This window comes from Actinoplanes sp. NPDC000266 (assembly GCF_042899005.1).
GTDB lineage: Bacteria > Actinomycetota > Actinomycetes > Mycobacteriales > Micromonosporaceae > Actinoplanes.
In genome coordinates this window covers 230,607-242,889 of record NZ_JBIAZI010000014.1, presented here as the reverse complement: position 1 = coordinate 242,889, position 12,283 = coordinate 230,607, and the positions used below count along the sequence as shown (strand labels likewise).

Below are 12,283 nucleotides of genomic sequence, written 5' to 3'. Positions count from 1 at the left end.
GCCCGGCCCGGCCCCGTTCAAGCGGGTGTGAGGCAGTCGCGTTCGTAAGGGAGAACGACATGGGCCGCTGGACGCTGTACCTGTGGCAGGCGCTGGCCGCGCTGGGCGAGGCCGACTATCCGATGGACCGGGTCACCGCCGAGTACGAGAGGGAGCGCAACCGACGCTTCCTGGTCGACCTCGACGACGACCGGTCGGTGCGCGCGGCGTTCCGCTCCATCATGGAGTGGGAGTACGGGGCGCGCGCCTTCAAGGACGGCAAGTGACCCGCGTCCTCATCGCCGGCGCCGGGGTGGCCGGTCTGGCCACGCGGATCGCGCTGGCCGCGCGCGGCATACATGCCGACCTGGCCGAGCGGGACCCGGCGCCCCGCGACGGCGGCACCGGGCTCTACCTGCCGGCCAACGCGGTGCGGGCGCTGGGCGACCTCGGCCTGGGCGAACAGCTGGCCAAGCTGTCCGTGCCGATCGAACGGCAGGAGATCCGCGACCGTACGGGCGACCTGCTCACCGCGTACGGCCTCGACGAAGTGTGGGGCGAGGTCGGCGAGAGCCGGGCGGTCAGCCGGAGCGCGCTGCACGGCATGCTGCTCGACGCGGCCGGGCCGCCGACGTTCCCCGGCAACGCGGTCCGGCTGGCCCGCCCGGACGGGACGGTGGTCTTCGAGGACGGAACACGGGCCGCGTACGACGTGGTGGTCGGGGCCGACGGGATCGAATCGGCCGTACGCCGCGGCGTCTTCCCGTCGACGGCGCCGAGGTTCCTGGGCCAGATCTGCTGGCGGTTCCTGTTCGAGGGCCCGGTGTCGGCCACCTGGTCGGTGCTGCTGGGCGACCGGGGCCGCAGCCTGCTGACGGTGCCGGTCGGCGACGGGCAGGTGTACTGCTTCGCGGCCATCGACAGCGAGGTGCCGGCGGCGGCGCCGGGCGACTGGCGGGAGCTGTTCGCCGACTTCGCGACGGACGTCCTGCGCCACGGCGAGGACGCGCATTTCGCGCCGCTGTACGAGATCGAGGGCTCGGACTGGGCCGAAGGCAAGGTGGTGCTGGTGGGAGACGCCGCGCACGCCTGCTCCCCCAGCATGGCCCAGGGTGGGGCGATGGCCCTGGAGGACGCCCTGGTGCTGGCCGAGGAACTGGGCGACCTCGGCCGTTACCGCGCGCGGCGCGCGCCCCGGGTGCGGTTCGTGCTGGAGCAGAACCACCGCCGCGACAACGCCCGCAACCTGCCCGGGGTGCTGCGCCGCTTCTTGTTCCGGCGCTTGGGTTTGCGCTTGGTGCGGGCCAACCACGCCGAACTGCTGGCCCGCCCCTGACTGCCGCCGGCCCACCGCCGGCCGCTGCCGGCCATCCGCCGGCCCACTGCTGCCCTCCGCGGAGTCAGGCGCGGCCCGGCAGCATCGAGAGCGCGGCCGAGCGTTGCCGCACCAGGTCGTCGTAGGTGCCGTCGCGCTCGGCCCAGCGGTGCATGAGCACGCCCTCGACCAGGATCTCGCGCGGAGTGGGGCTCTGCCCGAGCTGCGCCATGACCTCGTCCAGGAAGGGTTCCAGGTCGAGCGCGTGAGGGTTCATGCGCTTGGCCTCGGGCACGGTGGCGACGGCCGGCGGGATGAGCTCGGCCACCTCGACGCCGGTGCCGTCGAGCTGCGCCCGGAGCGCCTCGGAGTAGGCGTGCACGCCGACCTTGGAGGCGGCGTACGTCGGCATGAGCGGAAACGGCAGAAATCCGATGCCGGAGGTCACGGTGACGAAGGCGCCGCCGCCGAGGCCGATCAGATGCGGCGTGAAGGCGTCGATGACCCGGATGGTGCCGAGCAGATTCGTCTCGACGATCGTCCGGGCGGTGCCGAAGTGCCCGGGATCGCGCAGATCCTCGGCCGCCATGATCCCCGCCGAGACGACGACGAGGTCGAGCTCCGGATGGCTGGCGAGCACAGCGTCGCGGCCCCGAAGAACCGACTCGGGAACGGTGACGTCAATTTCGACATCCGCATTCTTACGGGCGGCCGTGACGACGGTGCTGCCGGCAGCGGCGAAGCGCCGAGCGAGCCCGGCCCCGATACCGGTGCTGCCCCCGACGACAAGAACGGTGCGTTTGGTGATGTCCATGAGCCAAATCTGACCCGGATCACCCAGCGAACCAAGGGCCCTGCCGTTCCTGGGACTGCCAGGGCGACCGTAGACGCCACGCCCGCCTGCCTGTTCAGAGGCACCCGACCGCAGAATGAATCGCTTCAGGATCGGACCGGCCACGTTTTCCGGAATGGCATGATCGTTGCTTTGCTGTCGATCTTCGGGGTGCGGGATAATGGTTCATGGCGCAGCTGGGGTTCTTTTCCAGGTCGGTTATTGCTGGTATGCGGGATTGGTCGGGGGTGCCGAGTCATTCGCCGGAGATGGTGGAATTCCGGCGTGATGCGGCGGAGCGGCGAAAATGGGGGCTGAAACGGCGTCATGCGCTGAAGTTGTGTCGATTGCACGGTTGTTCCCGGCTGTGTGGAGAGTTGGGTCTGCATGATTCGACCGAGCGGATACCGCCGTTAATCTGGGATGACGAGGTCAGCTGGATGCGGCGCCCGGGTCCGGACGGTAACGTCGACAAGTCGATGGCCGCTGGTCACTCGCACGGCGTGCCGGAGGCTGCGCCCACTCGCCCTAGGGAGAAGCCGGCCGAGGCAGTGGCGCAGCCCGAACCGACCGCCAGCGCTGAGGCGGTGACGCGGGCCGAACCGACCGCCAGCGCTGAGGCGGTGACGCGGGCCGAACCGACCGCCAGCGCTGAGGCAGCAGCGCAGCTTGAACCGACGACCAAAAGCGAGATGGCAGCGCGTCCCCAACCGGCGGCTGAGACCGAGACGGCAGCACAGCCCGAACCGGCGGCTGAGACCGAGACGGCAGCAGGGGCCGAGGCGGTGGCAGCGGCTGGGCCGGTGGGTCAGGCGAAGGTCGCCGCGCGGGCCAAGTCCGCCGGGCAGGGTGGATGGCCGCACCACGCCTGGGGTCTCGGTCGCGGGAGGCGGTCGAGCCATCCGGCGCCGAGTGTTCGCGCATGGCCTCGGCGGACCCGCGCGCCTCACGGGCGCTGGTGGCATCGCGGATCATCGGCGATGGGCCTTGAGCGCGTGCGGCAAGAAGGCAGGCGACATGAAACGGCTTTGGGCATGCTCGCGCGACCGTCCGCGAATCGGCCGCGCGTTGCTAGAAAGCGTAGATCTCCATCCAGGCCACCGTTTCGAAGCCGAGGCGCTCGTACAGGGGCTCTCCGGCCGGGGTTGCCTGCAGGGTGGCCAGGCGCAGGCCCCGGCGGCGGGCGTGTTCCAGTGCGGCCGCTGTCATCGCCGCTCCGATGCCCTGGCCTCTCTGGTCGGCGGCTGTGGTGATGGTGTAGAGGCCGGCCACTCCTGCCTCCTCGAAGAGGGCGGCGGTGCCCACCACCCGGTCGTTCCGGCGGCCCTCGAAACGGGTCACGCCGGGGATCGGGGTTTCGGCCTCGACTATTGCCGGCACCTGGTCGGGCGGGGCGCCGAAGCTCGGTGTGTACGCCTCGACCCAGGTTTTCAAGTCGCTTGCGACGGCGATTTTCAGGTCGGGGACCGGTGGAGCCTCGATCGGGGCGTCCAGGTGCATTGCCATGATCGGTGACTCGAAGACCCGGCGGCCGCCGTGGTGGCTCAGCTGCCAGCCGGTGTCCGGGGCCTCGTCCGGGCCCACCCGCCAGCCCCATGGCACGCCGTCCAGGTGTTTGCGGGCGGCGGCTATGGCCTCCTCGATCGGCAGGTCGCCGCGGCGGACCACTCCGTTGAGGGCGGCCTGGGGCACGCCGCTTCGGAACGTCGTGGCGTCCCGGTATTCGTGGCCCCAACTCAGCAGGTAGGAGCGCCAGTTCGCGAGCATGGCCTCCAGAGCGTTGTTCATGACCCCCTCCACGATAGGGCAGGGCACAAGTTCATCCGGGCAGCACGTGAGCTTCGCCGCCTCACTCTGGGCACGCTCCCACATCCCCGGTGTACGCTCCGGCACGGATCTAGGGAGACGATGTGCCGGGTGAGTTGACGCTGCGCGGGCGCCGGCGCGAGCAGGAGACGCTCGACCGGCTGGTGCGTGACGTCCGGTCCGGGCAGAGCCGGGTTCTGGTCCTGCGCGGCGAGGCCGGCGCCGGCAAGACGGCCCTGCTCGATCACCTGGCCGAGCACGCCGGCGGATGCCGGGTGGTACGCGCGGCCGGGGTCGAGCTGGAGAGCGAGATCGCCTACGCCTCGCTCCAGCAGCTCTGCGCTCCCCTGCTCGGCCACCTCGGCGCCGTGCCCGAGCCGCAGCGGGCCGCCCTATCCGTCGCGTTCGGGCTGAGCACCGGCAACCCGCCCGAGGCGCTCGTGCTCGGGCTGGCCGTCCTGCACCTGATGGCCGAGGCCGCGGCCGAGCGGCCGCTGGTCTGCGTGGTCGACGACGCGCAGTGGGTCGACCGGATGTCGGCCACGATCCTCGCCTTCGCCGCCCGGCGGCTCGAAGCCGAGTCGGTCGCCCTGATCTTCGCGGTGCGGACCCCGGCCGACGACCAGACCCTGCGCGGGCTGCCCGAGCTTGTCGTCGAGGGCCTGGCCGACGCCGACGCCCGCGCCCTGCTCGACTCCGTGCTGCCCGGCCCGGTCGACGACCGGGTCCGCGACCGGATCGTGGCCGAGACCCGCGGCAACCCCCTGGCCCTGCTGGAGCTGCCGCGCGGGCTCACCCCGGCCGAGCTGGCGTTCGGTTTCGGCGGGCGGGGCGGCGTGCCGCTCGCGGGCCGGGTCGAGGAGGGCTTCCAGCGCCGCATCGCGGCCCTGCCCGCCGACAGCCGCCGCCTGCTGCTCACCGCCGCCGTCGAGCCGGTCGGGAACGTGCCGCTGCTCTGGCAGGCCCTCGAACGCCTCGGGATCGGGCCCGAGGCCGCCACCGCCGCCGAGTCGGCCGACCTGATCGAGGTCGGCGCCCGCATGCGGTTCCGCCATCCGCTGGTCCGCTCGGCCGCGTGGCGCTCCGGGCACGCCTCCGAGCTGCGCGAGGTGCACCGGGTGCTGGCCGAGGTGACCGACCCCGAGCAGGATCCGGACCGCCGGGCCTGGCACCGCGCGCACGCCACCCTCGGCTTCGACGACGAGGTGGCGGCCGAGCTGGAACGTTCCGCCGAGCGGGCGCTGGCCCGCGGCGGCCGCTCGGCCGGCGCCGCCTTCCTGGAACGCGCGGCGGAGCTCACCCTCGATCCCGGGCGCCGGGCCGACCTGCTGCTGCGGGCCGCCCGTTCGCGGGCCGACGCCGGCTCCCCCGACCTGGTGCCGGCCCTGCTGGCCACCGTCGAGCTGGCCCCGCTGACCCCGTTGCAGCAGGCCCGCGTGGAGCGGCTGCGGGCCCGGGCCGCCTTCCTCACCAACCCGGGCGCGACCAGCGTGCATCCACTTCTCGCGGCCGCCCGCAAGCTCGAGAAGCTGGACGCCGCGGCCGCCACCGAGACCTATCTGATGGCGATCGGCGCCGCCATGTACGCCGGGCGCCTGGGCGGGGCCGACGACCTGCGCCTGGCCGCCGAGTCGGCCCGCGACCTGCCGCCCAGCCCCACCTTCGCCGGGCAGTTCCTGGCCGCGCTCACCACGTGGGCGGTGAACGGGCACGCGGCGGCGGCGCCCCAGCTCGTACGGGCCCTGGAGTCGATGAACAACCGGGAGGACCTCGGCCTGCTGTGGCTGGCCGCGCCGGCCGCGCACGAGGTCTTCCGCATCGACCTGGCCCGGCTGCGGGCCGAGCAGGCGATCGTCTTCGCCCGGCAGATCGGCGCGCTGTCGATGCTGCCCACGGCGCTGGCCTTCCGCGCCGGCAACCTGGTCATGCTGGGCCGGTTCTCGGACGCCTCGGGCCTGCTCGACGAGTGCGCGGCCGTCGCCGCGGCGACCACGATCCCGGTGATCCCGTCGGCCGCGCTCACCCTGGCCGCCTACCGGGGACGCGAGCGGGAGGCCACCGAGCTGTTCGAGCGGACCCGCGCCGACGCCCGCGCCCGGGGCCAGGGCCGGATGCTGGGCCTGACCGCGTACGCCGAGGCCGTCCTGCGCAACGGCCTGGGCCAGTACGACGCGGCGCTGACGGCGGCCCGTGAGGGCGTGACCTATCCCGATCCGGCCGCCTATCAGTGGACGCTCGGCGAGCTGGTCGAGGCGGCCGTGCGGGCCGGTCAGCCCGCGGTCGCGGCCGAGGCCCGCGAGCGCCTGAGGGTGCGGACCTCGGCTGTCGGCAACGACTGGGCCCTGGCCGCGCAGGCCCTGGCCGGCGCGCTCCTCGAACCGTCGGACGAGCTTTTCCGCGAGGCCGTCGCACGCTTCGGCGCGGCCACGATGCCGGTTCCGCAGATGAGGGCCCGATTGCTGTACGGCGAGTGGCTGCGCCGCGACAACCGGCGCGCCGAGGCCCGGGTCGAGCTGCGCGCCGCCCACGAGGCCTTCACCACGATGGGGGCCGAGGCGTTCGCCGAGCGGGCCGGCCGCGAGCTGACCGCGACCGGCGAGACCGTGCGCGCCCGCACCCCCGGCGTGCCGGTCGACCTGACCGCGCAGGAGGGCCAGATCGCCCGCCTGGCGGTGGCCGGCCGGACCAACGCCGAGATCGCGGCCGCGCTCTTCCTGAGCCCGCGCACCGTCGAGTGGCACCTGCGCAAGGTCTTCACCAAGCTCGGCATCGGCTCACGCCGCGAGCTGGCGGCCGCGCTGGGCGATCACTGAGGAGCGGGCACCAGGGCGGCGATCGCCGAAGGCTCGGCCAGGTGCGGGAAGTGGCTGCCGGGCATCACCGTGACCGCGACCGCCGGCAGGGCGGCGGTCAGCCAGCCCAGGTACGGCAGCGGCGGCTCGCCGGCGGTCACCCAGCGGTAGCCGACCTCCCGTTCGCGCAGCGTGGCCAGGTCGGCCTGGCGCTCGGCCCGGATCGCCTCGTCGGTGTTGTGGATCAGCTCGTCCCAATACCCGAGGAGCAGGTCGGGGCGCGGGTCGGTGTCGTTCTCGACGATCTTGCGGGCCTCGGGCGGCAGGGTGTCGATGGCCATGCCGTCGAGCATGCGGTTCCAGAACTGCCGCCAGCCGGGGCCGCGCAGCAGCGGCTCGGCCTGGCGCACGGCGGCGCCGAACGGGCCGGGCAGCAGCGGCTGGTCGAGGTTGACGACCGCGCGGGCCGGATAGAGGGCCGCGTACTTGGTGGCGATGACCCCGCCGATCGAGTGGCCGATGATCACCGGGTCGGTCAGGCCGGCCGCGGTGACCTGCTCGTGGATGATCCCGGCGACCTCGGCCATGCGGTACGTGTCGCGGCGCGGGGCGTCGCCGTGGCCGGGCAGGTCGGGCGCGAGCACCGGCAGACCGGCCGGCAGCACGCGGCGCAGCGGATCCCAGTGCCTCTTGTCGAAGGTCAGGCCGTGCAGCAGTACGAGCGACATGAAGGTCTTCCTCTCAGGGTGTGGTGAGCAGCTCGCGGATGAGGCTCTCGGTCTCGTCGTAGCCACCTTCGCCGACCGCGATGTGCCGGACCTGACCCATCGCGTCGACCAGGAAGAGCGAGGGCCAGGCCTGGACCCCGTACGCCTGCCAGGTCTTGTAGTCGTTGTCGACGGCGACCGGATATTTGATGCCGTACTTGCTCACGGCCTTTCGCACTCCGGCCAGCTCGTGCTCGAAGCTGTACTCGGGGGTGTGCACGCCGATCACCTCGAGGCCCTGGCTGTGGTACTTGGCGTACCAGTCCTCGATGTGCGGGATGACATGCCGGCAGTTGACGCAGTCGAAGGTCCAGAAGTCGACCAGGACGACCTTCCCGCGCAGCTGGGCCAGGGTGACCGGGTCGCCGACCCAGTTCGTGATGCCGGTCAGGGCCGGCGCCGGCCCGCAGTCCTCGGCCTGGTCCGACGGCGCGGTGTAGAGCGCCTGGCTGACGCAGGAGGCGAGCACCGGCGGGGCGTCCGAGTCGGTCGGCACGTGCGCCGGCAGCAGCCGCTGGATCTCGTGGTTCAGCGCGGTCCCGTAGTTCGGCAGGTTCACGTTGAAGGTCAGGCCCACCGCCAGCAGCACCACCGCCACGCCGGAGGCGACCCGGATCGCCCGCTGGCGGCGGCGGAAGGCGGCGACCCGGGCGGTGACGGCCCGCCCGGCCAGCGCGAAGATCATCAGCGTGACCCCGGTGCCCACCGCGAAGCCCACGGCCAGCGCGATCGTACCGGCGCCGACCTTGCCCGTGGCCCCGGCGACCGTGATGGCGGCCAGGACCGGCCCCGCGCACGGCACGTAGACGGTGCCCAGCACCAGCCCGAGCACGAAGCCGCCGCGATCCTGGCCGACCGTCCGCTGCGGCAGCCGGGCGAACGGCGCCTCCAGGATCGCCTCGAACCGGGGCACGATCAGCCCGATGCCGAGCAGCACCAGCGCCACCAGCCCGGCCCAGCGGATCGCCCCGGGCGGGATCGGCAGGGCCGCCAGCAGCACCGCCCCGAGCAGCGTGAGCAGGCTGAAGCTGGTCACCAGCCCGGCCACCACCGGATAGGGCCGGCGGTTCTGGTCCGCGCCGGACAGGAAGATCACCGGGAGCACCGGCAGGATGCACGGCGACAGCGCGGTGATCACTCCACCGACAAGGCCGATCAGTACGAGAGCGACGTCCACACCCGCCTACGACGGGCCCCGCCCCGCGCGATCTCACAGCTGTGACCGGCGTTATATCTCAGCGGCTTCACAGCGCGCACCTAGAACGATCCTGGCGTGTCCATGGGGGAACTGTTCGCCGTGCTGGGTTCGATGGTCCTGGTCCTGAGCCGGTGGTTGCCGGCCGCGGCCCGCCGCCCGGCCGCTCTCACCGCTGTGGGTGTGGTGGCGGCCGGAGCGGCCTTGACGCTGCCCGCGCCGCCCTGGCAGCTTCTGCCGGTGCTGGCGGCCGATCTGCTCGTCGGGGCGGGGTGGCTGCTGCACCGGCGCAGCGGGCGGCGGGCCCGGCGGCGGCTCGTGTTGCCGGCCTCCGCTGTGTGCCTGGCCCTGATCGCCGTGGGCGCGGGCGCGGCCTGGGCGCTGCCCGTGCCGGAGTTCCCGGAGCCCACCGGGGCGTCCGCCGTCGGCACCACGGTGACGCAGTGGTCCGATCCCGCGCGGGCCCGCCGCGCCGTCGTCGTCCAACTCTGGTATCCGGCGCAGGCGGCCGGCCCCGGCGCGCAGTACCTCGGCCGCACCCGGCAGGAGGCGGACACCGTCGCCGCCGCCGAGGCCGCCTATCTCGGTGCGCCCGCCTTCCTGCTCGACGGGCCGGCCCGCGCCCACAGCCACGCGACGTTCGGCGCGGCCCCGGCCGCCGGCCGCTTCCCGGTCGTGCTGTTCTCCCCCGGCCTCGGCGGCGTCCGTACCCAGAACACCGCGTGGGCCGAGGATCTGGCCAGTCGCGGCTACGTCGTGGCGGGGGTCGACCATCCGTACGACTCGGCCGCCGTCGTCCTCGACGATGGCCGCGTCCTCCGGACCCGGATCACCGCCGACGGCGACCGCGCCGGCTGGATCGCGGCGCGGGCCGCCGACCTCAGCTTCGCCCTCACCCGGCTCGGCGAGCTGGGCCAGGCCGACACCACACGGGCGGCCGCGACCGGGCACTCCATCGGCGGGGCGGCGGCCATGCGCGCCGCCGAGCGCGACCCGCGGTTCTCCGCCGTCATCAACCTCGACGGCGGCCCCGACACCGGGCAGGGCCCGCTGCGCCAGCCGGTCCTCGCCCTCACGCACGAGATCAAGGACCAGGCCGACGCGGACTACGTCGCTCTGCTGTCGAAGATCCTGAAGGGCGGTTCAGGGCCCGGCTATCTGGTCACGGTGCCCGGCAGCGCCCACCTCACGTTCACCGACGCTCCGCTCTTCCTGCCGCCCGTGCCGTCCCTGGTGGGCTCCCTCGGCCGGGCCGGGAGCGTACGGATGACCACCGAGACCTGCGCCGCGTTCCTCGACTTCGCGCTGCGCGGCCGGTCCGCCGATGACCTGACCCGGCTCACGCGCGGCATCATGGTGAAGTGAACAGAGGTCTTACCGCCAAGGGCGCCGCCACCCGGCAGCGCATCGTCGAGGCCGCGGCCGGGCTCATCCGTGAGCGCGGGGCCTCCGAGACGAGCCTGGACGACGTCCGGGGCGCCACCGCGACCAGCAAGAGCCAGCTCTTCCACTACTTCCCCGAGGGGCGGGACGGGCTGCTGGTGGCGGTCGCCGAGCACGAGGCGGCGCAGGTCATCGAGGCGCAGCAGCCGTGGCTGGACGACCTCGGCACGGCCGAGTCGTGGCGGGGGTGGCAGGACGCCGTGCTGCGCCACTACGCCGAGCTGGGCGACCGCTGCCCGCTCGGGGTGCTCACGGCCGAGCTGGGCAAGACCTCCCCGCAGGCCCGGCTCGTGATCTCGGCCCTCTACGACACGTGGGAGGCCGCCCTGGCCCGCGGCGCGACGGCGATGCGGGCCGGCGACCCACAGGATCGGGCCCGCATCATTCTCACGGCGGTCCAGGGCGGCGTCGTCATGCTCCGCTCGACGGGCCGCGTCGCCTATCTCGAGACCGCCCTGGAGGCCGCCGTCGCGCCGTTGACCCGTTAGGGCATCGGGGTGATGTGCTCGACGTCGAGGCGCAGATCGATCAGGAGCGGGCCGCGGCGGTCGGCGATCACCTTGGCCACGTGGTCGAGATCGTCCTCGTCGCGCACCGTGAAGCCCTCGCCGCCCGCGGCCGTGGCGACCGCGGCCAGGTCGGGCCAGGCGAACAGCGACAGCGACGGGTCCAGGCCGCGGCGGGTGAACTGGATGTGCTCGGCGCCGTAACCACCGTCGTTGCAGACCACGACGATCATGTCCTGGCGCTCGCGGACGGCGGTGGCGAACTCGGCCACGCCGCCGTGCATGAAGCCGCCGTCGCCGGCCACCATCACCACCGTGCGGGCCGGATCGGCCGCCGCGGCGCCGACGGCCGCGCCCATGCCGAGGCCGATCGAGCCGAAGTTGGCCGGGAGCACGAAGTGGCCCGGCTCGGTGTGCAGGTGCCGCAGCGACTCCATCATGAAGCGGCCGCCGTCGCTGACCACCACGCGGCGCTCCGGCAGCACCTCGTCGAGGCGGCGCAGCGCGGTCGCGGCGTCGACCGTGCCGGGCGCGACCCGCGGGCGCTCGCCGGGCTCGTCCTGGGCGGCGAGGGCGGCGGCCATCTCCGGCGTCCGGAACGCCCGTGCCGGCGTACCCCGAAGGTCCAGGGCGTCGACCAGGGCGTTCGCCACCGCGCCCGCGTCTCCGGCGACGATCGTTCCGGCTTCGGCCGGAACCGCGTCGAGGCGGGTGTCCACCGCGATCACCCTCCCGCCGGAGAACAAGGAGCCACGGCGGGTGGTGTACGAGTTGAGCCCGGCCCCCAGGCTCACGATCAGGTCGGCCGAGTCGATGATCTCCTGACCGGCCGGGCCGCCGAGGCTGCCCGCGATGCCCAGCGCGAACGGCTCGCCCCGGAACAGGTCGCGGGCCTTGAGCGTGGTCGCGACCGGGGCGCCGATCCGGTCGGCCAGGCGCAGCACGGCGTCGCGGGCGTGCCGGGCGCCGCGGCCGGCCAGCACGACCGGGCGTTTCGCGGCGGCCAGGCGGGCCGCCGCCTCGGCCACCGCCACCGGGTCGGGGAACGGGCGCTGCTCCATGGGCAGGCGCAGCGGGACCTCGCGATAGTCGACGTCGGCCAGCATGAAGTCCGACGGCACGTTGAGCACGATCGGCCGGCGCTCCACGACGGCCCGGCGCAGCGCGACGGCCAGGTCGTCCAGCGTGCTCTGCGGGGTGCGGGCCTGCTCGAAACCGGCGCCGGTGGGCAGGACCACGTCGCGCTGGGCGATGTCCTGGATGTTCCCCCGGCTCCCGGTGGCCGTGTCACCGGCGATCAGCAGCATCGGGGCCCGGCCCCGGACGCCCTCGACCAGCCCGGTCAGGGTGTTGGTCAGCGCCGGTCCGTGTGTGACCGTGACGACGCCCGGCCGGCCGGTCAGGTCGGCGTATCCGAAGCCCATGAACATGGCGCCCGCTTCGTGGGCGGCGCCGATGTACTTCCCGTCGTACTCGTGCACGAAGCTGTGCACCATGAACAGGTTCGCGTCGCCGATCAGGCCGAACATGGTGCCGACCTGATGAGCGGCGAGGGCGCGTGCGAGCGCGGCGTGCAACTTCATCTCGAAACTTCCCTTCTCACCGCCCTCCCCGACGGATAAGCCCCTTTCGTGTTCAAGATCCGTCC

At 73.4% G+C, this 12,283-nt stretch carries 10 protein-coding genes; 5 read left to right on the top strand and 5 right to left on the bottom strand.

Annotated elements, in window-relative coordinates:
* The first annotated feature begins 59 nt into the window (after positions 1 to 59).
* Together ACFY36_RS43710 and ACFY36_RS43705 are read left to right on the top strand one after the other, a co-directional pair.
* Positions 60 to 266 carry a hypothetical protein gene (locus ACFY36_RS43710; RefSeq protein WP_499751832.1) on the top strand — a complete coding sequence of 69 codons (207 nt, stop codon included), beginning with the start codon at positions 60 to 62 and terminating at the stop codon, positions 264 to 266.
* A complete protein-coding gene (locus ACFY36_RS43705) occupies positions 263 to 1,315 on the top strand; it encodes an FAD-dependent monooxygenase (protein ID WP_499751831.1) in 1,053 nt (350 codons plus the stop codon). The genes ACFY36_RS43710 and ACFY36_RS43705 overlap by 4 nt, the downstream gene beginning before the upstream one ends.
* A gap of 64 nt (positions 1,316 to 1,379) precedes the next feature.
* Here ACFY36_RS43705 and ACFY36_RS43700 read toward each other — a convergent pair whose 3' ends face one another.
* Entirely contained in the window at positions 1,380 to 2,108 is a 729-nt protein-coding gene (locus ACFY36_RS43700; protein ID WP_499751830.1) for an SDR family NAD(P)-dependent oxidoreductase, read from the bottom strand.
* Between the two features lie 1,089 nt (positions 2,109 to 3,197).
* On the bottom strand, positions 3,198 to 3,914 hold the full coding sequence (locus ACFY36_RS43695) for a GNAT family N-acetyltransferase (protein ID WP_499751829.1): 717 nt from the start codon (positions 3,912 to 3,914) through the stop codon (positions 3,198 to 3,200).
* 122 nt (positions 3,915 to 4,036) lie between these two features.
* On the opposite strand from ACFY36_RS43695, the gene ACFY36_RS43690 reads away from it, so the two are divergent.
* Positions 4,037 to 6,745, top strand: coding sequence for an ATP-binding protein (locus tag ACFY36_RS43690; RefSeq protein WP_499751828.1), 2,709 nt, complete (start codon positions 4,037 to 4,039; stop codon positions 6,743 to 6,745).
* On the opposite strand, the gene ACFY36_RS43685 is transcribed toward ACFY36_RS43690, so the two are convergent.
* Both ACFY36_RS43685 and ACFY36_RS43680 read right to left on the bottom strand, forming a co-directional pair.
* The gene (locus tag ACFY36_RS43685) at positions 6,739 to 7,452 is read right to left on the bottom strand and encodes an alpha/beta fold hydrolase (RefSeq protein WP_499751827.1); all 714 of its coding nucleotides are present in this window, start codon (positions 7,450 to 7,452) and stop codon (positions 6,739 to 6,741) included. The two genes, ACFY36_RS43690 and ACFY36_RS43685, sit on opposite strands and share 7 nt — an antisense overlap.
* A gap of 13 nt (positions 7,453 to 7,465) precedes the next feature.
* Complete coding sequence (locus ACFY36_RS43680; RefSeq protein WP_499751826.1) at positions 7,466 to 8,668, bottom strand: cytochrome c biogenesis protein DipZ; 1,203 nt, start codon at positions 8,666 to 8,668, stop codon at positions 7,466 to 7,468.
* Between the two features lie 102 nt (positions 8,669 to 8,770).
* Here ACFY36_RS43680 and ACFY36_RS43675 point away from each other — a divergent pair, with 102 nt between their 5' ends.
* Positions 8,771 to 10,051, top strand: coding sequence for an alpha/beta hydrolase family protein (locus tag ACFY36_RS43675; RefSeq protein WP_499751863.1), 1,281 nt, complete (start codon positions 8,771 to 8,773; stop codon positions 10,049 to 10,051).
* Positions 10,048 to 10,617, top strand: coding sequence for a TetR/AcrR family transcriptional regulator (locus ACFY36_RS43670; protein WP_499751825.1), 570 nt, complete (start codon positions 10,048 to 10,050; stop codon positions 10,615 to 10,617). Before ACFY36_RS43675 ends, ACFY36_RS43670 begins: the two co-directional genes overlap by 4 nt.
* On the opposite strand, the gene ACFY36_RS43665 is transcribed toward ACFY36_RS43670, so the two are convergent.
* Positions 10,614 to 12,218 carry a thiamine pyrophosphate-binding protein gene (locus tag ACFY36_RS43665; protein ID WP_499751824.1) on the bottom strand — a complete coding sequence of 535 codons (1,605 nt, stop codon included), beginning with the start codon at positions 12,216 to 12,218 and terminating at the stop codon, positions 10,614 to 10,616. The genes ACFY36_RS43670 and ACFY36_RS43665 overlap by 4 nt on opposite strands.
* Positions 12,219 to 12,283 lie beyond the last annotated feature (65 nt).

What these genes read in the sequence shown, in the direction of transcription:
- ACFY36_RS43710 (WP_499751832.1), top strand. Translation starts at nt 60, where the DNA reads ATGGGCCGCTGGACGCTGTACCTGTGGCAGGCGCTGGCCGCGCTGGGC.
- ACFY36_RS43700 (WP_499751830.1), bottom strand. Translation starts at nt 2,108, where the DNA reads ATGGACATCACCAAACGCACCGTTCTTGTCGTCGGGGGCAGCACCGGT.
- ACFY36_RS43695 (WP_499751829.1), bottom strand. Translation starts at nt 3,914, where the DNA reads ATGAACAACGCTCTGGAGGCCATGCTCGCGAACTGGCGCTCCTACCTG.
- ACFY36_RS43685 (WP_499751827.1), bottom strand. Translation starts at nt 7,452, where the DNA reads ATGTCGCTCGTACTGCTGCACGGCCTGACCTTCGACAAGAGGCACTGG.
- ACFY36_RS43675 (WP_499751863.1), top strand. Translation starts at nt 8,771, where the DNA reads ATGGGGGAACTGTTCGCCGTGCTGGGTTCGATGGTCCTGGTCCTGAGC.
- ACFY36_RS43665 (WP_499751824.1), bottom strand. Translation starts at nt 12,218, where the DNA reads ATGAAGTTGCACGCCGCGCTCGCACGCGCCCTCGCCGCTCATCAGGTC.